Origin of the sequence: Lysobacter sp. 2RAF19 (assembly GCF_052115395.1) — a bacterium.
GTDB lineage: Bacteria > Pseudomonadota > Gammaproteobacteria > Xanthomonadales > Xanthomonadaceae > Noviluteimonas.
In genome coordinates this window covers 1-20,392 of sequence record NZ_JBFRGO010000004.1, presented here as the reverse complement: position 1 = coordinate 20,392, position 20,392 = coordinate 1, and the positions used below count along the sequence as shown (strand labels likewise).

Annotated in this window: 19 protein-coding genes and 1 rRNA gene; 7 read left to right on the top strand and 13 right to left on the bottom strand. The window is 67.3% G+C overall.

The features are described 5' to 3' along the window. Nucleotide 1: 1 nt before the first annotated feature. Complete coding sequence (locus AB4059_RS14095) at nucleotides 2-580, bottom strand: redox-active disulfide-containing membrane protein (RefSeq protein ID WP_498979732.1); 579 nt, start codon at nucleotides 578-580, stop codon at nucleotides 2-4. Next, nucleotides 577-1,278 carry an SURF1 family protein gene (locus AB4059_RS14090; protein WP_498979730.1) on the bottom strand — a complete coding sequence of 234 codons (702 nt, stop codon included), beginning with the start codon at nucleotides 1,276-1,278 and terminating at the stop codon, nucleotides 577-579. The genes AB4059_RS14095 and AB4059_RS14090 overlap by 4 nt, the downstream gene beginning before the upstream one ends. 81 nt (nucleotides 1,279-1,359) lie before the next feature. Between AB4059_RS14090 and AB4059_RS14085 the strand changes: the two genes are divergently transcribed. Continuing rightward, nucleotides 1,360-1,584 carry a twin transmembrane helix small protein gene (locus tag AB4059_RS14085; RefSeq protein ID WP_498962972.1) on the top strand — a complete coding sequence of 75 codons (225 nt, stop codon included), beginning with the start codon at nucleotides 1,360-1,362 and terminating at the stop codon, nucleotides 1,582-1,584. A gap of 84 nt (nucleotides 1,585-1,668) precedes the next feature. Here the strand turns inward: AB4059_RS14085 and AB4059_RS14080 are convergent, their stop codons facing one another. The 6 genes from AB4059_RS14080 to AB4059_RS14055 all read right to left on the bottom strand — a co-directional run bounded on the left by AB4059_RS14080 (nucleotide 1,669) and on the right by AB4059_RS14055 (nucleotide 6,438). After that, the gene (locus AB4059_RS14080; protein ID WP_498979729.1) at nucleotides 1,669-2,550 is read right to left on the bottom strand and encodes a cytochrome c oxidase subunit 3; all 882 of its coding nucleotides are present in this window, start codon (nucleotides 2,548-2,550) and stop codon (nucleotides 1,669-1,671) included. A gap of 27 nt (nucleotides 2,551-2,577) precedes the next feature. After that, a complete protein-coding gene (locus AB4059_RS14075) occupies nucleotides 2,578-3,174 on the bottom strand; it encodes a cytochrome c oxidase assembly protein (protein WP_498979727.1) in 597 nt (198 codons plus the stop codon). Next, a complete protein-coding gene (locus AB4059_RS14070; protein WP_498979726.1) occupies nucleotides 3,171-3,311 on the bottom strand; it encodes a hypothetical protein in 141 nt (46 codons plus the stop codon). The genes AB4059_RS14075 and AB4059_RS14070 overlap by 4 nt, the downstream gene beginning before the upstream one ends. Before the next feature lie 27 nt (nucleotides 3,312-3,338). Then, on the bottom strand, nucleotides 3,339-4,964 hold the full coding sequence (ctaD, locus tag AB4059_RS14065) for a cytochrome c oxidase subunit I (protein ID WP_498979724.1): 1,626 nt from the start codon (nucleotides 4,962-4,964) through the stop codon (nucleotides 3,339-3,341). Between the two features lie 59 nt (nucleotides 4,965-5,023). Next, nucleotides 5,024-5,857 (bottom strand): cytochrome c oxidase subunit II, encoded by an 834-nt coding sequence (coxB, locus tag AB4059_RS14060; protein ID WP_498980057.1) that lies wholly within the window; start codon nucleotides 5,855-5,857, stop codon nucleotides 5,024-5,026. A gap of 101 nt (nucleotides 5,858-5,958) precedes the next feature. Then, nucleotides 5,959-6,438: a DUF2244 domain-containing protein gene (locus AB4059_RS14055; RefSeq protein WP_498979722.1), complete on the bottom strand. Its 480-nt coding sequence runs from the start codon at nucleotides 6,436-6,438 to the stop codon at nucleotides 5,959-5,961. A 135-nt stretch (nucleotides 6,439-6,573) separates the two neighbouring features. Here AB4059_RS14055 and putA point away from each other — a divergent pair, with 135 nt between their 5' ends. Next, nucleotides 6,574-9,792: a bifunctional proline dehydrogenase/L-glutamate gamma-semialdehyde dehydrogenase PutA gene (gene putA, locus AB4059_RS14050; protein WP_498979720.1), complete on the top strand. Its 3,219-nt coding sequence runs from the start codon at nucleotides 6,574-6,576 to the stop codon at nucleotides 9,790-9,792. A gap of 70 nt (nucleotides 9,793-9,862) precedes the next feature. Here the strand turns inward: putA and AB4059_RS14045 are convergent, their stop codons facing one another. After that, entirely contained in the window at nucleotides 9,863-11,251 is a 1,389-nt protein-coding gene (locus AB4059_RS14045; protein WP_498979719.1) for an OmpP1/FadL family transporter, read from the bottom strand. 207 nt (nucleotides 11,252-11,458) lie between these two features. On the opposite strand from AB4059_RS14045, the gene AB4059_RS14040 reads away from it, so the two are divergent. Continuing rightward, entirely contained in the window at nucleotides 11,459-12,151 is a 693-nt protein-coding gene (locus tag AB4059_RS14040) for a rhomboid family intramembrane serine protease (protein WP_498979718.1), read from the top strand. Between the two features lie 15 nt (nucleotides 12,152-12,166). Here the strand turns inward: AB4059_RS14040 and AB4059_RS14035 are convergent, their stop codons facing one another. From AB4059_RS14035 to gpmI, 3 genes are all read right to left on the bottom strand, one after another. Further along, nucleotides 12,167-13,534: a S41 family peptidase gene (locus AB4059_RS14035; RefSeq protein ID WP_498979717.1), complete on the bottom strand. Its 1,368-nt coding sequence runs from the start codon at nucleotides 13,532-13,534 to the stop codon at nucleotides 12,167-12,169. 98 nt (nucleotides 13,535-13,632) lie between these two features. Beyond that, complete coding sequence (locus tag AB4059_RS14030) at nucleotides 13,633-14,862, bottom strand: murein hydrolase activator EnvC family protein (RefSeq protein ID WP_498979716.1); 1,230 nt, start codon at nucleotides 14,860-14,862, stop codon at nucleotides 13,633-13,635. Nucleotides 14,863-14,873: 11 nt separating this feature from the next. Beyond that, nucleotides 14,874-16,415 carry a 2,3-bisphosphoglycerate-independent phosphoglycerate mutase gene (gene gpmI / locus AB4059_RS14025; protein WP_498979715.1) on the bottom strand — a complete coding sequence of 514 codons (1,542 nt, stop codon included), beginning with the start codon at nucleotides 16,413-16,415 and terminating at the stop codon, nucleotides 14,874-14,876. A gap of 113 nt (nucleotides 16,416-16,528) precedes the next feature. Between gpmI and AB4059_RS14020 the strand changes: the two genes are divergently transcribed. The 4 genes from AB4059_RS14020 to AB4059_RS14005 all read left to right on the top strand — a co-directional run bounded on the left by AB4059_RS14020 (nucleotide 16,529) and on the right by AB4059_RS14005 (nucleotide 20,208). Further along, nucleotides 16,529-17,212, top strand: coding sequence for a DUF4097 family beta strand repeat-containing protein (locus tag AB4059_RS14020; RefSeq protein WP_498979713.1), 684 nt, complete (start codon nucleotides 16,529-16,531; stop codon nucleotides 17,210-17,212). A gap of 84 nt (nucleotides 17,213-17,296) precedes the next feature. Further along, nucleotides 17,297-19,021 carry a M28 family metallopeptidase gene (locus tag AB4059_RS14015; protein ID WP_498979712.1) on the top strand — a complete coding sequence of 575 codons (1,725 nt, stop codon included), beginning with the start codon at nucleotides 17,297-17,299 and terminating at the stop codon, nucleotides 19,019-19,021. A gap of 25 nt (nucleotides 19,022-19,046) precedes the next feature. Further along, nucleotides 19,047-19,466 (top strand): MAPEG family protein, encoded by a 420-nt coding sequence (locus AB4059_RS14010; protein WP_498979711.1) that lies wholly within the window; start codon nucleotides 19,047-19,049, stop codon nucleotides 19,464-19,466. A gap of 22 nt (nucleotides 19,467-19,488) precedes the next feature. Further along, a complete protein-coding gene (locus AB4059_RS14005) occupies nucleotides 19,489-20,208 on the top strand; it encodes a 2OG-Fe dioxygenase family protein (RefSeq protein WP_498980055.1) in 720 nt (239 codons plus the stop codon). A gap of 83 nt (nucleotides 20,209-20,291) precedes the next feature. On the opposite strand, the gene rrf is transcribed toward AB4059_RS14005, so the two are convergent. Further along, a 5S ribosomal RNA gene (gene rrf, locus AB4059_RS14000) occupies nucleotides 20,292-20,392 on the bottom strand; the annotation flags it as partial.

The window sequence follows — 20,392 nt, the reverse complement described above, 5'->3', positions numbered from 1 at the left end:
CTCAGTTCACCTTGAGCAGGCGGGACAGGTCGGTCCGCACGTCCCCGGGATCGGAGCCGGGAGCGTAGCGCAGAACCACCCAGCCGTTCGGATCGAGCAGATACACCGGCATGCCCTTCGGATCGCGCGAACGCGGCAGGCCGTCGATCAGCGCATCGGTGGGACGCAGCACGCGCAGCGTTGCAGGGCGCGGGCCGTGCGGCGGCAGTGCGCCGACCCACAACACGTGCACGCGATCGGCATCTTTCCCCGCAAGCTGCCACACCTTGTCCAGGTCGGTGAGCAGGCGCTCGCACGCCGCGGCGTTGCTCGTATCGCAACGCTCGGTCACCGCGAGGATGCGCCACGTGCGTTCGGCATCTTTCCATCGATAAGCGCTGCCATCGGCGAGCGTCGGCGTGAGTGCGCGCAGGTCGGCCGGCGGTTGCAGCAATTCGCCCTTGTTCTTCAGGCCTTCGGGGCGCCAGCCGGAGAAACGCAGCAGGCCAGCGAGCACGAGCCCGCCGAAGAACAGCAGGAAGATGCCGACGAGCATCCAGCGATTGCGATTGCGCGTGGCGTGGTCGACGGGAGCATTCATGCGCGGGGCTTTGCTTTGCGAATGGAAAGGACGAGCGCTGTGATGAAGACGGCGAGCGACAGCGCCCACCATTGGACCGCATAGCCGAGGTGGCGTTCCGGCGGCAGCGTGTTGGGAAGCACGTCGAGGTCGCGCGCGTAGCCGACGGGCAATTTGGGATCCAGGCGGATCACCCGCGCGGGCAAGTCGATGTGCAGCGCCGCGCGGATCGCATCCACGTCCGCCCGCGCCATCAGCCAGCGCGTTCCACCGATCTGCTGCATCGGCGCGCCCACGTGCAGGCCGCTAGAGGGCAAGGCCGTCATCAGGCCGCGCACGTGCAGCGGGCCGGCGGGACACGCGGCCTCGGGCATCGTGCGATCGGGCTTCACCGCGAGCCAGCCCAGGTCGACGAGCCGGTCGGCGACGCCCGAACGCGCGATGCAATACACGTGCACGCCGGGCGTGCCCTCGCGCATCTGGTTGTCGAGCAGCAGGGTCCGCGCGTCGAGGGTCGCCTCGCCTTCCACCCAAGCCATTTCGCGGGTGCCGGCCGCATCGATGGCCACCGGCGGGGCGTGCAACACGCGCTCGACGTTGGCGAGCATCGCCTGCTTTTCCTGCATCCGCCCGTATTGCCAGAACCCCAGGCGCGCGAAACCCCCGATGGCAACCAGCGCGAGCGCCCAGGCGAACCAGAATGTTCCGCGCCGGGTCACGCGGATGCCCCCGCGCGGCGCGATAATGCCGCCCAGAGTGCGTGCGGGCACCGCGCGCGCGACAGGCCAAGGACCGTCGCCATGAACGATTCGCTGAAGACTTTGCTGATCATCGCCGTCCTGATACTCATCGTCTGGAACCTCGGCGCGGGGCTGTATTACATGCTCGTGGACAAGGGCACGACCAAGCGCACCGTCAATGCATTGACCAAGCGCATCGCGCTGTCGGTCGCGTTGATCCTGTTCGTGGTCCTGGCCATCTACATGGGCTGGATCACGCCGCACGGCATCGGCCGCGCGCCTTGACGGCCTGATCCCGGAGACGGCACGGGCCGGCGCATGGCCGGCCCGCGACGGGAATTGCTTGTGTCGTGGCGGCGCGTGCGCGCCTTACAGCACGTACACGAACAGGAACAGGCCCAGCCACACCACGTCGACGAAGTGCCAGTACCAGGCCACCGCTTCGAACGCGAAGTGGTTGTCGCGATTGAAATGCCCGGCGGCGCAGCGGAACCAGATGATCGCGAGCATGATCGTGCCCAGCGTCACGTGCGCGCCGTGGAAACCGGTGAGCATGAAGAACGTCGAGCCGTAGATGCCCGAGCCGAGCGTGAGGTTGAGCTCGTGGTAGGCGTGGATGTATTCCTTCGCCTGGAAGAACAGGAACGAGGCGCCCAGCAGCACGGTCATGCCGAGGAACAGCAGCAGCTGCTTGCGGTGGCCGGCCTTCAGCGCGTGGTGCGCGATGGTGACCGTGACGCCCGAGGACAGCAGGATCAGCGTGTTGAGCAGCGGCAGGCCCCACGCCGGGATGGTCTGGTACGCACCACCGACCGCGCCCGGGCCGTTGCTCGGCCAGCCGCCGGTGAAGTCCGACCACAGCACCGCGTGCGTGGCGACCTTGTGGCCTTCGCCGGTGAGCCACGGCAACGCGAACTGGCGCGCGTAGAACAGCGCACCGAAGAACGCGGCGAAGAACATCACTTCGGAGAAGATGAACCACACCATCCCCATGCGGAAGGAGGTGTCGACCTGCTTGTTGTAATAGCCGCGCAGCGATTCGCGGATCACGTCGCCGAACCACTTGAACAGGATCGAGGCGAGGAAGGCCAGGCCGAGGAAGAACACCGGCTTGCCCCAGCTGACTTCGTTGAGCCACTGCGCGAAGCCGATCATGGTGGTGAACAGCGCCACCGACGCGATCACCGGCCAGCGGCTGCCGTGCGGCACGTAGTAGACGTTGGTGTCGTGGGACTCGTGGGCTTGGGCCATGACGGTTTTCCGGGTTTCGTATGAGGCTCAGGGAGCCGCGTGCGGCAGGTTCGATCCACCCTTGGGCGCGTTCAACTGCGCGGTCTGGGTCTCGTTCTTGTAGAAGGTATACGACAGCGTGATCGTGTTGACGTCGGCCGGCAGCGCCGGATCGACGATGAAGCGCACCGGCATCGCGCGGCCTTCGCCGGCGTCGAGTTCCTGCGCGGTGAAGCAGAAGCATTCGGTCTTGCTGAAATAGCCCGAAGCGCGCGCCGGCGCCACGGAGGGCACGGCGTTGCCGACGATCGCGCGCGTGCTGGTGTTGCGCGCGAAATAGCTGGCTTCGTATTGCTGGCCCGGATGGACCTGCATCGTGGCCTGCTGCGGTTCGAAGGCCCACGGCAGCTTGGAGTTCACGCCGCCGTCGAACACCACGGTCACCGTGCGCTGCGTGTCGGCCCTGGCGTCCAGCGGCGCGGCGATGGCTTCCTTCTCCAGGCGCACGCCGAACACTTTCTCGCACGCGATGCGATACAGCGGCACCAGCGAGAAGGTGAACGCGAACGCGCCGAGCGCGACGCCCACCATCTTGCCGACGCCGAATTTCCGGCCGTCGCGAGGCGTGTTGTCGGGCGTGCTCATTTGCCGAGCACCCCCGAGAGCAGGAACGCCAGGTACACCGCGAGCGCGACCAGGCCGATCGCCCACGCGGTCAGCAGCACGCGCTTGCGGCGGGCTGCGACCTGTTCGGGGCTCAAGGGCTTGGGGGCGTCTTGCATGGCGTCGTGATCAGGCACGCGTGCCCGTCAGTCGAAATCCATGTGCGCGAAGTCGCCGTGCGCGAGGTCGCCGTCCTTGATGACCGGCGGCGTCGTGAACGTGTGGTGCGGCGCCGGGGAAGCCACCGTCCACTCCAGGCCGCGCGCGCTTTCCCACACGCGGTCGGTCGCCTTCTCGCCATTCTTCAACGAGGACCACAGGATGAAGAACATGATGAAGGGCGTGGCGAACATGCCGAACGCACCGATCGACGAGACCATGTTCCAGTCGGCGAACACGACGTTGTAATCCGGGATGCGGCGCGGCATGCCGGCCAGGCCCAGGAAGTGCTGCGGGAAGAACAGCAGGTTGACGAACACCACCGACCACCAGAAGTGGAACTTGGCGGCGGCCTGCGAATACATGCGCCCCGTCCACTTCGGCCACCAGTAGTACACCGCGGCGATGATGGAGAACACCGCGCCGGTCACGAGCACGTAGTGGAAGTGCGCGACGACGAAGTAGGTGTCGTGGTACTGGAAGTCCGCCGGCACGATCGCGAGCATCAGGCCCGAGAAGCCGCCGATGGTGAACAGGATGACGAAGGCGATCGCCCACAGCATCGGGGCTTCGAAGGAGATCGAGCCCTTCCACATCGTGGTGACCCAGTTGAACACCTTCACGCCCGTCGGCACGGCGATGAGCATCGTGGCGAACATGAAGTAGATCTCGCCACCCAGCGGCATGCCCACCGTGAACATGTGGTGCGCCCACACGATGAACGACAGGAACGCGATCGACGCGGTGGCGTAGACCATCGCCTGGTAGCCGAACAGCGGCTTGCGCGAGAAGGTGGGGATGATCTCCGAGGCCACGCCGAAGGCGGGCAGGATCATGATGTAGACCTCGGGGTGCCCGAAGAACCAGAAGATGTGCTGGAACATCACCGGGTCGCCGCCGCCGGCCGCGCTGAAGAAGCTGGTGTCGAAGAAGCGGTCGGTGAGCAGCATCGTCACCGCGCCGGCGAGCACCGGCATCACGGCGATCAGCAGGAACGCGGTGATCAGCCACGTCCAGCAGAAGATCGGCATCTTCAGCAGGTCCACGCCCGGGGCGCGCATGTTGAGGATGGTGGCGATGATGTTGATCGCGCCCATGATCGAGCTGATGCCCATCATGTGGATGGCGAAGATCGCGAAGGCCAGGTTGCTGCCGCCCTGCAGCGACAGCGGCGGATACAGCGTCCAGCCGCCGGCGGGCGCGCCGCCCGGCAGGAACAGCGTGCCCAGCAGCAGCGTGAAGGCGAAGGGCAGGATCCAGAACGACCAGTTGTTCATGCGCGGCAGCGCCATGTCCGGCGCGCCGATCTGCAGCGGCACCATCCAGTTGGCCAGGCCCACGAAGGCCGGCATCACGCCACCGAAGATCATCACCAGCGCGTGCATGGTGGTCATCTGGTTGAAGAACTCGGGCTTGACGTACTGCAGGCCCGGTTGCATCAGCTCGGCACGGATCATCACCGACATCGCAGCGCCGATGATGAACATGACGAACGAGAACAACAGGTACAGCGTGCCGATGTCCTTGTGGTTCGTGGAGAAGAACCAACGGTCAAGGAAACTCTGCTTGTGTCCGTGGTCGTCGTGGTGGACGGCGGCGTCGTACTGGGCCATGGCCTACCTCAGGTAATGCGCGTGATTCGGTGGGGAACGTCGGGGACCGGTGCGTGCGCTTACTGCGTCACGGCCGCGGCTGTCTCGGGCGTCGGCGTGGTGCTGGCGTGCTTCGCCTTCTGCTCGGCGAGCCAGCGCTGGAATTCGACCTTCGAAACGGCCTTCACGACGATCGGCATGAAGCCGTGGTCCTTGCCGCACAGCTCCGCGCACTGGCCGCGGTAGATGCCGGGGGTGTCGATGTCGGTCCAGGCTTCGTTGATGATCCCGGGGATCGCGTCCTGCTTCCAGCCCAGCGAGGGCACCCACCAGGCGTGGATGACGTCGTCGGCGGTGATGACGAAGCGGATCTTGGTGTTCACCGGCACGACGAGCATGTTGTCGACGTCGAGCAGGTAGTGGCGGTCGGCTTCGTTGTTCCAGGACGGCACCTTGCCGGACTGGCGCATCGCATCGCTGCTCTTGGCAAGGCGGCTGGTGAATTCCACGCCCTCGCCCATGTATTCGTACTTCCACATCCACTGGTAGCCGGTGACCTTCACCGTCATCTGCGAATTGCGGGTGTCGTACATCGCGATCAGCTTGGCGGTGGCCGGCCAGGCCATGCCCACCAGCAGGATCACCGGGACGAGCGTCCAGACGATTTCCAGCTTGGTGCTGTGCGTGAAGCTGACGTCGGGCACGGCGCCCTTGGAATGGCGGAACTTCCACATCGCGTAGAACATCGCGCCGAACACCACGATGCCGATGACCACGCAGATCCACAGCGCGACCATGTGGGCGTCGTAGGCCATCCGCGAGGAGTGCGTGACGCCCTCGCGCATGTTGAGCTGCCACGGGTGCGGCGAGGTCGGCTCGGCGGCCGGCGTCGCGAACGCGGCGGCCGAAGCCATGAGCGCGAACGCCGCGGCGGCGGCACGGACGGCGATAGCCTTGGCGCCGGAAGAGTTGAAGCCTGCTTTCATCGGTACGAGCCCCGCAGCTGAATGCAATGTCATGTCGTCGATGGGTTCCGGCTGGCCTCGAGCAGCGCCCTCAGGCGCGTGGCGAGTTGCCCGCGTTCACCCGGGCCGAGGAAGGCGCCGACCTCGCAGCGGACTCCGCTGGAGGACAGCACGATCGACTCCCCGTCGCCTTCCACGTCCAGGCGCACCCACACCGGGTGTGCTCGAAACGCGGGCGCCGGCTGTGCCGACCGCCAAACCTCGACCGCTTCCGGCCCGACCGAAATGATTTCGCGACGCTCTCCCAGCCGCCACGCCCATCGCAGTGCCACCGCCACGAACACGCTGTCGAGCAGCGCGAACGCGGGGGCGAAGACGTTGCCGCTCCACCATCCCAGGCCCGCGACCAGCCAGGTTGCAGCGGCCAGCGACGCGAACAGGGTGAGGAACTGCCGGGCCGTCAAAGCCCGTCGCGGACGCAACCGCAGTTGCGCACCCGCCCCGACCCCCGACGACACCATCTCGATCATGCCGAACCGCAACCGGTGTGACGCAAAACCGGCTGCGGAAACGGGAAATGGTAGCCCCCGCCGACCATGCGGGGCAAGCCGCGCGGCGTACACGTCGCTACAATATGCGGCTCGCCACGTACCCACGCGGGCCCGATGAATTCCCTTCCCCTCCCCGCGACGGCCGAACGGCCGTTGCTCACGCCGGAATTGCCGGCGTCCCCCGATCCGCTCCGCGCCGCCATCACGGCCGCCTGGGTGCGCGACGAAACGCAACATGTGCGCGAACTGCTCGCGCAGGCCCGCCAGCCCGAAGCCGACAGCCTGGCCATCCAGGCCACCGCCGCCGACCTCGTGCGCCGCGTGCGCGCCCGCGCCGAAGACCAGGGCGCGATCGAAGCGTTCATGCGGCAGTACGACCTCGGCAGCGAGGAAGGCGTGCTGCTGATGTGCGTGGCCGAGGCCCTGCTGCGCATTCCCGACCAAGACACCGCCGACAAGCTCATCCGCGACAAGCTGGGCGAAGCGGACTGGAAGCGGCACATGGGCCAGTCCGATTCGATCCTGGTGAATGCGTCGACCTGGGGCCTGATGCTCACCGGGCACCTGGTCGACCTGGCCGACGACACCAAGCGCGACGTCCACAACGCCTTCAAGCGGCTGGTCGGCCGCATCGGCGAGCCCGTCGTGCGCCTGGCCGTGCGCCAGGCGATGCGGATCATGGGCCACCAGTTCGTCATGGGCCGCACGATCGGCGAAGCGCTGTCGCGTTCGCGCAAGGGCGACAACGCGGCGTACCGCTATTCGTTCGACATGCTCGGCGAAGGCGCGCTGACGACGAAGGACGCGCTGCGCTATCTCGAGGCCTACCGCGCGGCGATCCACGCCATCGGCACCAGCGGCAAGTTCGTCGGCACCGACGTCTTCGCCGCGCCGTCGATCTCGGTGAAGCTCTCGGCGCTGCACCCGCGCTACGAACTGGCCAAGCGCGCGCGCGTGATGGACGAGCTCGTCCCCCGCGTGCTCGAACTCGCGCAACTCGCCAAGTCCCACGGCATCGGTTTCACCATCGATGCCGAGGAAGCCGACCGCCTCGAACTCTCGCTGGACGTCATCGGCGCTGCGTACGAAGACAAATCGCTCGACGGCTGGGAGGGCTATGGACTGGCCGTGCAGGCCTACCAGAAGCGCGCGCCGTTCGTGATCGATTGGCTCGCCGATCTCGCGCGCCGCACCGGCCGCCGCATTCCCGTGCGCCTGGTCAAGGGCGCGTACTGGGACAGCGAGGTCAAGCGCGCGCAGGTCGATGGCCAGGCCGGGTACCCGGTGTTCACGCGCAAGCCGAACACCGACGTCAGCTACCTCGCCAACGCACGCCGCATGCTCGCTGCGTCCGATGCGATCTATCCGATGTTCGCCACGCACAACGCGCACACGATCGCGGCGATCCATCGCCTCGCGCGCAACGGCGAAACGCGGAAGAACTTCGAATTCCAGAAGCTGCACGGCATGGGCGACGATCTGTACGCCGAAGTCGTGCCGGCCGATCGCCTCGACGTGCCGTGCCGCGTATACGCGCCGGTCGGTTCGCATGAGGACCTGTTGCCGTACCTGGTGCGCCGCCTGCTCGAAAACGGCGCCAACTCCAGCTTCGTCAACCGCATCACCGACGAGACCGTGGCCATCGCCGACCTGGTGAAGGATCCGGTCGAGATCGTCGACGGGTTCGAAACCATTCCACATCCGCGCATTCCGCTGCCGCGCGACGTGTATCGCAGCCAGGCGCACGACATCGCAGACGAACGGGACAATTCCATGGGCCTCAACCTCGCCAACGACGCGCAACTGCGCGCCCTCGCCGAACAGCTCAACGCCGCCGTGACCGGCGATTGGCGTGCACTCCCGCTCGTTCCGGGCATCACCGCCGGCGGCGCCGACATCGCCGTGACCAATCCCGCCGACCGCCGCGAACAAGTCGGCACCTGGCGCGCCGCGGACGCAGCGACGGTCGAACAGGCGCTGCGCAACGCCGTCGCCGCGCAGCCGAAGTGGGATGCCACGCCGGCCGCCTCGCGCGCGGCGATCCTCGAACACGCGGCGACGCTGCTTGAAGCGCGCATGCCGCAGTTCATGGCGATGTGCACGAAGGAAGCCGGCAAGACCATTCCCGACGGCGTCGCCGAAGTGCGCGAAGCCGTCGACTTCCTGCGCTACTACGCTGGGCAGGCGCGCAAGCTGTTCGCGCATCCGGAAAAACTGCCGGGCCCGACCGGCGAGTCCAACGAACTGCACCTGCAGGGCCGCGGTGTGTTCGTGTGCATCTCGCCGTGGAATTTCCCGCTCGCGATCTTCCTCGGCCAAGTGGCCGCGGCGCTCGCCGCCGGCAACAGCGTGATCGCCAAGCCGGCCGAACAGACCAACCTCATCGGGTACTACGCGGTGAAGTTGCTGCATGAAGCCGGCGTTCCGGAAGCGGTCGTGCAGTTCCTGCCGGGCGACGGCGCCACCGTCGGCGCGGCGCTCACCAAGGATCCGCGCGTGGCGGGCGTGGCCTTCACCGGCTCGACCGATACCGCGCGCGCGATCAATCGTTCGCTCGCCGCGCGCGATGCGGCGATCGGCGTGCTCATCGCCGAAACCGGCGGGCAGAACGCGCTGATCGGCGATTCCTCGGCGCTGCCGGAACAGTTGATCAAGGATGCGTTGTCGTCAGCGTTCACCTCCGCTGGCCAGCGTTGTTCGGCCGCGCGCGTGCTGTTCGTGCAGGACGACATCGCCGACAAGACGATCGCGATGCTCGCCGGTGCAATGGCGGAGTTGCAGGTCGGCGACCCCGGCCTGTTGTCGACCGACGTCGGCCCGGTGATCGACAAGGATGCGTTCTCGATGCTCCAGGCGCACGGCAAGCGCATGCGCAGCGAAGCCAAGCTGATCGCCGAAGCGAAGATGGATGTGTCGACGGCGCACGGCACGTACTTCGCGCCGGTGGCCTTCGAGATCGATTCGATCGATCGCCTGCACAAGGAAGTCTTCGGCCCGGCGCTGCACGTCGTGCGCTGGAAGGCCGACGAACTGGACAAGGTGATCGATGCGATCAACGCGACGGGCTACGGCCTGACGCTCGGCATCCATTCGCGCATCGACGAGACGATCGAGCACATCGTGTCGCGGGTGAAGGTGGGCAATGCCTACGTCAACCGCAACCAGATCGGCGCGGTCGTCGGCGTGCAGCCCTTCGGTGGACAGGGTTTGAGCGGCACGGGCCCGAAGGCCGGTGGCCCGCACTACCTGCCGCGTTTCGGCACCGAGAAGACGGTGACGGTGAACACGACGGCAGCGGGCGGCAACGCGTCGTTGTTGACGCTCGGCGAGTAAGCGCCGCGCAATCGGCATAAAAAAAGCCCCGCTTTCGCGGGGCTTTTTCTTTGTTGCGTTGTCGCTGCGATCAGAACTTGTACTGGCCCGAGAGGCCCCACAGGTTCACGTTCGCGTTGTAGCTGCCGAACAGCGTCGTGCCGCTGTTGGCGAGCGACGGGCTCAGCGCGACCTTCGGATCGTCGGTCTTGATGCGCGAGTAACCGGCGGTGACTTCCCAATGTTCGCTCGGGGCCCAGGTGGCGCCCAGCGAGAACCACTGGCGGTCTGCGTCGGGCAGGCGCGGGGTACGCGTTTCGATGTGCGTCGGCGACTGGTCCTGCGCGTAACCGGCGCGGAACGTCCACTGGTCGTTGAACGCCCACTCGGCGCCGACCGACCAGAACGAGGTGTCTTCCCACGCGAAATCTTCGACGGCCGGGTTCGGCTGCTGCGCCGGGTTCTTGAACTGGATCGCCACTTCCTGCAGCGAAGACCACTGCGTGTACGACCAGTCGCCCATCAGCGTGATGCTGTCGGTGAGACCGTAGGTGACCGAGACCGTGTCGACCGCCGGGGTCGTCAGCGAAGCCAGCGCGCCGGCGTCGATGAACTGGCCCGGGGCGGCGCCGGCGAGCAGCGCGGCGATGTTTGCCGGCAGGGTGAAGTCGGCCGTGCCTTCGATGTCGTGGTCGATTTCCGAGCGGTGCGAGAAGCCCAGCGAGAAGTTCTCGCTCGGGTGGATGTGCATGCCGGCGATCCAGCCGATGCCGGTGTCGTCGCCGTTGACTTCGACCGTGCCGTCGTTCTTCTGCGGACCGAACGCAGCGGTCTGCGGCGTCGGGAAGATGCACGCCTGGATGTTGATCTGGCAGACGCGCGAACCGAAGTCGATGGCCTTGGACAGCGTGGCTTCGGCGCGCTCGTACACCAGGCCCATGCCGAAGGAGACTTGGCTGCCGAAGTCGAAGGACGCGGCCAGCGTCAGGTCATAGGTCTTCACTTCCGACTTGATGGCGGTGTAGCGGCCCACCCAGTTGGCGTCGTATTCGGTCTTCAGGCCGAAGGGCGCGCTGACCATGGCGCCGAGCGTGACGCCCGAGTCGCCCATCGGGAACACGGCCGACAGGGCCGGGACCGCGGTGCTGTCGCCGGCGTCGCCGCCGTTGCCGCCGGTCAGGGGCTGCTGGAAGGGCGTGCCCGCGGCAGCCGAACCGCCGCCGGAGAAGTCGGCCGACAGGTCGATCATGGTGACGTCGGCCTGGATCGCGGCCTTCTTGAACGTCGACATCGCAGCCGGGTTGTTGGCGACGACCGAGGTGTCGCCCTTGGCTGCCGCGCTGCCCGCGAAGGCACGACCCATCGCCTTGACGCTGTTTTCCTTGAGCTGGAAGCCCGACGCGTGCGCCTGGCCGATCGCAAGACCGCCCGCGACAGCGAGCGCGAGTGCGGAGATGCGAATGACGGTGTTCGTTTGCATTGCGAGTTGTCTCCGGTGACGAATTTTTGGTTTAGGGCTCGGGAGGCTCTGCGGCCTGCACCGGCGCGTGCCGGAACCCCTCCCGACGTACGACGCCGTAGGGAAGATACACAACTCGTTAACTTGTTGCTAACGCCAAGCTGCCTATTTCGTAACGAACGCTCGTTCGCTTTTTTGCGCGCGGCATCCCGGTAGGATCGGCCGGCCATGTTCGTCTCCCTCCCCACCCGCCAGAAGCGCGGCCTGCGATGGGCCACGCCCCTGCTGGTCGTCCTCCTGTCGTCCGCCTTCCTGTGGGCGACGATGGGCACCAGCGGCGAGCAGCGGGCGCTGGTGCTGGGCTGGGGCGCGCTGTCGGGGGGCTTCATGTCGCCCGATGCCTGGCCCGCTGCGCTGCAGGACGGGCGGGCGCTGCGGCTGGTGACGGCCCTGTTCCTCCACGCCGACTGGGCCCACCTGGTCGGCAACCTGGTGTTCCTGCTGATCTTCGGGCTGCCCGCCGAGCGGGCGATGGGGCCGTGGCGGTTCCTGGGCCTGTTCCTGCTGGGCGGGGCGGTGGCCAACCTCGCCGCGGCGCTGACCATCGGCGCGCCGGACCGGATCATCATCGGTGCGAGCGGCGCGGTGTCGGCGGTGATCGGCGCGTACCTGGCCTTGTTCCCCCGCGCGAAGCTCGGCGTGGTACTGCCGCTGGGGCTGTTCCTCGAATTCGTGCGTGCGCCGGCCTCGCTGCTGATCGGCATCTGGGCCTTGCTGCAGGTCGTGTTCGCCTACATCGGGCCGACGCTCGGCTCGGTGGCCTGGTGGGCGCACCTGGCGGGCTTCGCCTTCGGCATTCTCTTTGCGGTGGTCGTGCGCGCGGCGATCGCCCGCCGACTGCGGCGCCAGCGCGGCTATTGAGCCGCGCCGGTCGCGTCAGTTTTTCTTCGGCGCCGACGGCGAGGGCGAGGTCACCGCGACGTTCTTCTTCAGTTCGGTCAGCGCGGCGGTGATCGGCGCATCGCCGTCGAGCACTTCGCCGGCGTTGGAGCCCGCGATTTCCTCGTCGCCATGCAGGTGGCCCGGCAGCGAGGCTTCGCTGTAACCGGCCTTGCCACCGTTCACCGCATCCTTCGACGGGTGCAACACCACGTCGGGCTGGATGCCGAGCGCCTGGATCGACTTCCCGCTCGGCGTGAAATACCGCGCGGTGGTGAGCTTGACCGAATCGCCGTTGTCCAGCGGCAGCAAGGTCTGCACCGAGCCCTTGCCGAAGGTGCGACTGCCGACGACGCGCGCGCGATTGTTGTCGCGCAACGCACCGGCGAGGACTTCGGACGCACTCGCCGAACCGGCGTCGACCAACACGACGACCGGCGCACCATTCAATCGATCGCCCGGCGTCGCGCTGAATTCGGCATCGCTGAGCGCCACGCGGCCGCGCGTGCTGACGATCTTGCCCTTGTCGAGCAGTTCGTCGGCGATCTGCACCGCGGCGGTGAGCAGGCCGCCCGGATTGCTGCGCAGGTCGAGCACCAGCCCGCGCAATTTGCCCTTGGTTTCCAGCGTGTCGAGCGCGCGCGAGAAATCGGCGGCGGTGTCGGCCTGGAAGGTCGCCACGCGGACGTAGCCGTAACCGGGTTCGAGCATGCGCGAACGCACGCTGGTCACGCGGATGCGTTCGCGCGTGAGCGTGACATCGAAAGGCTTGGGCTTGCTTTCGCGCACGATGGTCAACACGACCTTCGTGCCCGGCGCCCCGCGCAGCGGCGCGGTGTTGCCATCGGCGTCGTCATCGTCGGCGCTTTCGTCGGAAGGCGAATCGGCCACCGACTTGCCGTCGATGGCGATGATGATGTCGTTGGCCTGGATGCCCGCGCGCGCCGCCGGCGTTTCGTCGATCGGCGAAACCACCTTGAGCGTGCGATCGGGCAGCGTCATCAACTCCACGCCGACGCCCGTGTAGGCGCCCTGCGTCTGTTCGTCGAAGGCGCGCGCGTCGCGCTTGGGCAGGTAGGCGCTGTGCGGATCCAGATCCAGCAGCAGGCCGCGCACCGCCGAATCCATCAGCTTCTTGTCGTCGACCGGATCGACGTAGGCTTCCTTCACCGCGTTGTAGACCCACACGTAGCGACGGATTTCGTCGAGCGGAATCTTGGTCGCGCTCTCGGCGGCGTCGGGGTCGTCGCTGGTGGAGACTTCCTTTTCCGCCTGTTGTTCCGGCGCCGAGGTCGCAGGCGCCTGTTGCGCGAGTGCGCAGCCCGAAGCGAGCAGCAGCAGGAGGGCGTAGGTCGGAGTGCGCATGTCGGGTTCCGGTGCGTGGGGGCGCGAGGAGGTGCGTCCTGATTATGCAAGCGTGGCGCGTTGGCGCGTTAAGAGCGCGTGGCGTTGGTCATCCGGCGTCACTGGCGTTTCAGCCACGCGTCGGGATCCACCGGTTGGCCGTTTCGGCGCAGTTCGAAATACAGCGCCGCGCGGCCCTGCGCGCCGGAGTTGCCGACGCTGGCCAGGCCATCGCCGCGGTGCACGGCATCGCCCGCATCCTTGAGCAGCGCGTCGTTGTGCGCGTACAGGCTCATGTAGCCGTTGCCGTGGTCGACGATGAGGATCAGGCCGTAGCCGTTCATCCAGTCGGCGAAGACCACGCGGCCATCGGCGACCGCCTTGACGGTCGTGCCCGCGGGCGCGGCGATCAGCACGCCCTGGCTGGTGCGCCCATCGGGCATTTGGCCGCCATAGCGCGCGAGCAGGCTGCCCGATACCGGCCAACTCAGGCCGCCGACCTGAAGCGCGGGGCCGGTGGTGGCGTTCTTGCGCAATGGCGTGCCGGCACCTGCGGTCGCCTTGTTGCCCGCGGCCCTGGCGGCCTTGGCGGCGGCGCGATCGGCCGCGGCTTTCTCGCGCGCGGCCCGCGCCGCGGCGGCACGCAATTGCGCGAGCAATTCCTGCAGCGCCTTCGCGTCCTGGCCGAGCGCGCGTTCGCGGCTGGCGCGATCCTTGTATTTGGATTCGATCTGCTCGACCAGCTTCGCGCGATCGGTGCGCGCATCCTGCAACGCAGCCAATTGCGTCCGCTGCGCCTGGCGCGCTGTGTCTAGCGCGGTGCGGCGTTCGACGATCTGCTGCTGGAGCGCGTCGACTTCCTGGATCTGCGCGGTCAGTTCGGCGATCCGTCGCGCGCGATCGCGTTGCGCGTAACGGTGATAGGCGAGCGTGCGCTGCGCTTGTTCCACGGTGTCCTGCGCGAGCAGGGCCTTGAGCGCGGAATCATCGCCGACCGTGTAGGCCGATCGCACGAGTTGTCGCAGTTCGGTGCGTCGCGCGGCGAGGCCGGCGTCGAGCGTGTCGCGACGCTGCTGCAGGTCGGCGAGCGCCGCCTGGTCGCGCGCGAGCGCATGTTCGGTGTCGCGCACCGCGCGGCCGACGCGGCCCACGGCTTCATCGGCATCGCGCAACTTGCGCGACGCATCGCCGCGCTGCCCTTCCAGCATCCGCCGTTCGGCGGCGACATCCTTGAGCTCGCTGCGGACTTTCTTCAGCCGTTGCTCGGCGTCCTTGCTGTCCTGCGAAGACGCGGCCCCGGCCGTCAGCGACAGCGCAAGGGCGAGGAGGAACGCGGAGGCGTGCTTCAAGCGCGGCGCATTCAATGCGAGCCGATCAGGCTGGCGCCTGTCATTTCGGCCGGTTGCGGGAGGCCGAGCAGGGCGAGCATCGTCGGCGCGACATCGCGCAACGCGCCTCCACTGCGCAGCGATGCGATGTGCGGGCCGACGAAGATCAGCGGCACCGGGCCCACGGTGTGGGCGGTGTGGGGCTGGCCGGTGTCGGGATCGCGCATCTGCTCGAGGTTGCCGTGGTCGGCGGTGATCAGCAAGGCCCCCCCGGTGCGGCGCACCGCGGCTTCGACCGCGCCGATCGCGACGTCCACCGCTTGCGCGGCCTGGATCGCGGCTGCGATGTTGCCGGTGTGGCCGACCATGTCGGGGTTGGCGATGTTGCAGACGATGACATCGAAGGCCTGCGAATCGATCGCCTCGACGAGTTTGGCGGTCAGCTCGGGGCAGCTCATTTCCGGTTGCAGGTCGTAGGTGGCGACTTTCGGGCTGGGAATGAGGATGCGCGATTCGCCCGCGTAGGGATCTTCGCGGCCACCGCTGAAGAAGAACGTGACGTGCGCATATTTTTCGGTTTCGGCGATGCGCAGTTGCGTCAGGTGGTTCTCCGCGAGCAACTCGCCGAGCGTGTGGCGCAGGTCGTCGGGCGCGAAGGCGACGGGGGCGTCGAGCTTCGCGTCGTATTCGGTCAGGCAGGTGAAGCGCGCCAGTTGCGGGCGGCGCGCGGTGAAGCCGGCGAAGTGCGGGTCGACGAAAGCCGCGGCGAGCTGGCGCGCGCGGTCGGCGCGGAAGTTCATGAAGACGACGGCATCGCCGTCGTGCATCGGCGTCGCGCCGGCGAGCACGGTCGGCGCAACGAATTCATCGGTCTCGCCGCGTTCGTAGGCATCGGCGAGTGCGGACAGCGCATCGGCCGCGCGATGGTCGGCGCGCGCTTCGACGATCGCATCCCATGCGCGGCGCACGCGGTCCCAGCGCTTGTCGCGGTCCATGGCCCAATAGCGCCCGCCGATGGTGGCGATGCGTGCATTGCCGAGCGCGTCGCAACGCGCTTGCAACGCGACGAGGCTGGCGTGCGCCGATTGCGGCGGCGTGTCGCGGCCGTCGAGGAAGGCGTGGACGCGCACGCGTTCGACGCCGGCCTGTTTGGCCAGATCGAGCATCGCGAAGATGTGCGTTTCGTGGCTGTGCACGCCGCCCGGCGAGAGCAGGCCCATGACGTGCAGCGTGCCGGCACCGGCGCGCACGGCGGCGCAGCTGGCCAGGAGTTCGGCGTTGGTGAAGAAGCTGCCGTCCTCGATGGCCGCGTCCACGCGCGTCAGGTCCTGGTAGACGATGCGGCCGGCGCCGAGGTTCATGTGCCCGACTTCCGAATTGCCCATCTGCCCGTCGGGCAGCCCGACGTGGCGGCCTTCGGTATGGATGAGCGTGTGTGGTTGCGTGGCCCAGAGGCGGCGCCAATTGGGAATGTCGGCCTGGGCCAGCGCGTTGTCGGTCGGGTCCTCACGATGGCCCCAGCCGTCGAGGATCAGCAGGACGACGGGCTTGGGACGGGAGGGGGCGGCAGGCACGGCAACTCCGGCTGGAACAAAGGACTGCCGAGGATTGTAACGAAGGGGGTTAAACCGAAGCCCCCTTCGCCGCATCTGTTCCCGGACACCTGCCCATTTCCAGGATCCGCCCCATGAAGCACGCCCGCCTCACCCTCGCCCTGGCCTTCGCCATCGCGGCCCTTCCCGCCTTCGCGCAGCACCACGAGGACATCGACAAGGTCAACGGCAGCATCACGGCGGAGCCGGGCCAGGTCTACGACGACCTGAGCACCGTCAACGGCAGCATCAAGGTCGAATCCAACGCACAGGCCGACGACGTCGAGACCGTCAACGGCAGCATCGCCGGCGCCGACGGCATCCGCGTGCGTTCGCTCAGCACCGTCAACGGCGGCATCCGCGTCGGTGCGCAGGCGCAGGTGGCCGACACCATCGAAACCGTCAACGGCGGCATCTACGTCGACACCGGCGGCCACATCGGCAAGGGCATCACCACGGTGAACGGCGCGATCGGCCTGGTCCAGACCGAAGTCGGCGGCGGCATCGAGACGGTCAACGGCGACATCACCGTCGGCGTCGGGTCGCACGTGCACGGCGGCATCCACGTGGAAAAGAACAACAACCACGGCTGGTTCCAGATGGGCAAGCAGAAGCCGCCGCGGATCGTGATCGGCCCGAATGCGCGCGTCGATGGCGCGCTGGTCTTCGAACGCGAAGTCGTGCTTTACGTGCACGCCACCGCGAAGGTCGGCCGCATCAGCGGCGCCACGCCGATCGCCTTCAGCACGCAGACCGCGCCGGACGACCGCCGCGACTGATGTTTCCCGCATCGCGGGCCGGCACGGGCCGGCCTGCGATGGGCGTGCTTAAATCCCGGGGTTGCCCTTTCCCGGAGACGGCGGATGCCGAGCGCGCAGGTTCGACCCTTGGTGATCGTGTTGGCGGGCGCGATGGCGCTTGCCGGTTGCAACCGTGCGCCCGAAAGCGCGGCGCCTTCCAGGCCCGCGGCGGCATCGACCGCGACGGCGCCGGCGCCCGCTTCCACCCACGCATTCGTTCCGGAGATCGCCGCAGGCGATTTCGCCGAACACGTGCGCGTGCTCTCGTCCGATGCCTTCGAAGGCCGCGCGCCCGGCAGCCCGGGTGAGCAGAAGACCGTCGATTACATCGTCGCGCAATTCAAGGCGATGGGCCTGCAGCCGGGTAACGCCGGTCAATGGACGCAGGTCGTGCCGATGACCGAGACCACCGCGAGCGACAAGACGACGATGCAGATCGTCGTGAAGGGCAAGCCGCATACGCTGCAATTCGGCCAGGACATGGTGATCGGCACGCGCACGGGGCAGAAGCACGTGAGCGTGCAGGACAGCGACGTGGTGTTCGTCGGTTACGGCGTCGATGCACCGGAGCAGCACTGGAACGATTACGCCGGGCTCGACGTGAAGGGCAAGACGGTCGTCATCCTCGTCAACGATCCGGGCTTCCATGCGAACGATCCGACCTTGTTCGAAGGGCGCCGCATGACGTGGTACGGGCGCTGGGTCTACAAATTCGAAGAAGCCGCGCGCAAGGGCGCGGCGGCGGCATTGATCGTGCACGACGATGCGGGCGCCTCGTATGGATGGGATGTGGTGCGGGGTTCGTGGTCGGGCGCGCAGTTCGATTTGCGTGCGGGCGACGATCCGGCGCCGCGTTTGCCGGTGCAGGGCTGGATCACGGGCGAGCAGGCGAAGGCCTTGTTCGCCGATGCGGGCCAGGATTTCGACAAGCTCCGCGCGGCGGCCAACAAGCGTGGATTCAAGGCCGTGCCGCTTCAGGCGAAGGCGTCGGTGACGCTGGACAGCACGATCGTCGAGAAGACCTCGCGCAATGTCGTTGCGAAGTTGCCGGGAACGGAACGGCCGGACGAGGCGGTGGTGTACCTCGCGCATTGGGACCACCTGGGCAAGCATCCCGACGAAACCGGCGACAACATCTACAACGGCGCGATCGACAATGCGACGGGTGTGGCGGGCATCATGGAAATCGCCGGGCAGTTCGCGAAGGCGCCGCCCAAGCGCAGTGTCCTGTTCCTCGCGGTCACGTTGGAGGAATCGGGCCTGCTGGGTTCGAAGTATTACGTCGCGCATCCGGCCGTGCCGCTGAAGGACACGGTGGCGGCGATCAACATCGATGCGATGTCGACCTTCGGGCCGTCCAAGGACATCGTGGTGACGGGCCTGGGCAATTCGGAACTCGACGACGTGCTCAAGACGATCGCCGACAAGCAGGGACGCGCGCTGCATGCCGAAGCCACGCCGGAGAGCGGGTTCTACTTCCGTTCCGATCATTTCAACTTCGCCAAGGCCGGCGTGCCGGCGCTGTATGCCGAGGGCGGCGAGGATCTCGTCGAAGGCGGCACCGCGGCCGGGCGCAAGGCGGCGGAGGAATACACCGAGCAGCGGTACCACAAGCCGGCCGATGAATTCGACGCGCACTGGAACCTGAAAGGCACGATGCAGGACCTGGACACGTTGTATGCGGTCGGCCACGTACTAGCTGATGGGACGACGTGGCCGAACTGGCGCGCGGGTAATCCGTTTCGAGCGGCGCGCGATGCGATGCGCGCGGATGCGAAGGCCCCCTGACGCACTCTTCACCGGAGACGCAACGATGACGATGGCCCTGGCGTATTGGTGCGTGTTGGCGGCGGCGTTGCTGCCGTATGTGTGGACGACGGTCGCCAAGTCGGGCGGTACGCGCTACGACAACCGCGATCCGCGCGGCTGGGTCGCGCGGCAGACCGATCCGAAGGTGCATCGCGCGAATGCGGCGCAGCTGAATGCGTTCGAAGCCTTCGCGCCGTTCGCTGCGGGCGTGGTGATGGCGCAATTGGCCGGCGTGCCGGAAGCGCATGTTGCGTGGCTTGCGGTGATTTTCGTCATCAGCCGCGTGTTGCACGGGGTCGTGTATTCGCTGGGGATGAAGCATTCGCTGCGCAGCCTGGCGTGGTTCGTCGGGTTCGCGTGCGTGATGGGCTTGATCGTGCTCGCGGCGCTGCATGTCGGCGGCGCGGCACCCGTTGCGGCCTGATGGGGTGAGCGGCACGTTCGCCATGGATGCGGAAGGCGCGCGTTGCGTCGACGTCGTGCGCGAGCAGGGGTTCTGTTTCGTGCACGGCGATGCGATGCGGGCGACGCTCGCCGGCGTCGGCGGGTTGGAAGATTGGGCGGGGTTCGCTGCCAGTTGGGAGCAGCTCGGGCCCGATCCTTATCTCGCGCGCACGGGCCGTGCGCGGCGGCGGCGGCATGCGGTGTTCGACGCGACCGCCGATGGCGCCATCGTGCGCGCACCGAACCAGCCGCATTTCCAGACGTCCGAATACAACGCGCTCCAGGGCGATATCGAACGATGGTTCGAGCCGGTGACCGACGTTGTCGCCGGCGGCGCGTGCCTGCAGACGATCCTGCGTTATTGCGTAGGGTTCTTCGGTGGGCTTGCGCCCCAGGTCGCGCGATGGCGGATCGAAGTGCATCAGTTCCGCATCGAGGCGCGGCCGGGGGAAGCCGGCGAGCCGACGCCCGAAGGCGTGCATCGCGATGGCGTCGATTACGTGCTGGTGTTGATGGTCGATCGGCGGAACATCGAAAGCGGCACCACGACGATCCACCTGGCCGATGGGACGGAGCTTGGGTCGTTCACGTTGCGCGATGCGTTCGACGCGGCGCTTGTCGATGATGCGCGCGTCTTCCACGGTGTGACGGCGGTGACCGCCCTGGATCCAGCCGAACCCGCGCATCGCGACGTGTTGGTGATGACGCTCAAACGCGCCTGACATCGGGGGTGGGTTAGTTCCCCCGTAAGTTCCAATCGCCCAAAGAAAAACCCCGCCATTGCTGGCGGGGTTTGGGTATAAGGCCCTGGCGATGACCTACTCTTGCATGCGGATGCACACTACCATCGGCGCGGCTGCGTTTCACTTCCGAGTTCGGAATGGGATCGGGTGGTGCCACAGCGCT

Excerpts from the sequence above, each read along its gene's own strand:
- AB4059_RS14095 (WP_498979732.1), bottom strand. The coding sequence starts at position 580 with ATGAATGCTCCCGTCGACCACGCCACGCGCAATCGCAATCGCTGGATG.
- AB4059_RS14085 (WP_498962972.1), top strand. The coding sequence starts at position 1,360 with ATGAACGATTCGCTGAAGACTTTGCTGATCATCGCCGTCCTGATACTC.
- AB4059_RS14080 (WP_498979729.1), bottom strand. The coding sequence starts at position 2,550 with ATGGCCCAAGCCCACGAGTCCCACGACACCAACGTCTACTACGTGCCG.
- AB4059_RS14075 (WP_498979727.1), bottom strand. The coding sequence starts at position 3,174 with ATGAGCACGCCCGACAACACGCCTCGCGACGGCCGGAAATTCGGCGTC.
- AB4059_RS14070 (WP_498979726.1), bottom strand. The coding sequence starts at position 3,311 with ATGCAAGACGCCCCCAAGCCCTTGAGCCCCGAACAGGTCGCAGCCCGC.
- ctaD (WP_498979724.1), bottom strand. The coding sequence starts at position 4,964 with ATGGCCCAGTACGACGCCGCCGTCCACCACGACGACCACGGACACAAG.
- coxB (WP_498980057.1), bottom strand. The coding sequence starts at position 5,857 with ATGGCTTCGGCCGCCGCGTTCGCGACGCCGGCCGCCGAGCCGACCTCG.
- AB4059_RS14055 (WP_498979722.1), bottom strand. The coding sequence starts at position 6,438 with ATGATCGAGATGGTGTCGTCGGGGGTCGGGGCGGGTGCGCAACTGCGG.
- putA (WP_498979720.1), top strand. The coding sequence starts at position 6,574 with ATGAATTCCCTTCCCCTCCCCGCGACGGCCGAACGGCCGTTGCTCACG.
- AB4059_RS14045 (WP_498979719.1), bottom strand. The coding sequence starts at position 11,251 with ATGCAAACGAACACCGTCATTCGCATCTCCGCACTCGCGCTCGCTGTC.
- AB4059_RS14040 (WP_498979718.1), top strand. The coding sequence starts at position 11,459 with ATGTTCGTCTCCCTCCCCACCCGCCAGAAGCGCGGCCTGCGATGGGCC.
- AB4059_RS14035 (WP_498979717.1), bottom strand. The coding sequence starts at position 13,534 with ATGCGCACTCCGACCTACGCCCTCCTGCTGCTGCTCGCTTCGGGCTGC.
- AB4059_RS14020 (WP_498979713.1), top strand. The coding sequence starts at position 16,529 with ATGAAGCACGCCCGCCTCACCCTCGCCCTGGCCTTCGCCATCGCGGCC.
- AB4059_RS14015 (WP_498979712.1), top strand. The coding sequence starts at position 17,297 with ATGCCGAGCGCGCAGGTTCGACCCTTGGTGATCGTGTTGGCGGGCGCG.
- AB4059_RS14010 (WP_498979711.1), top strand. The coding sequence starts at position 19,047 with ATGACGATGGCCCTGGCGTATTGGTGCGTGTTGGCGGCGGCGTTGCTG.
- AB4059_RS14005 (WP_498980055.1), top strand. The coding sequence starts at position 19,489 with ATGGATGCGGAAGGCGCGCGTTGCGTCGACGTCGTGCGCGAGCAGGGG.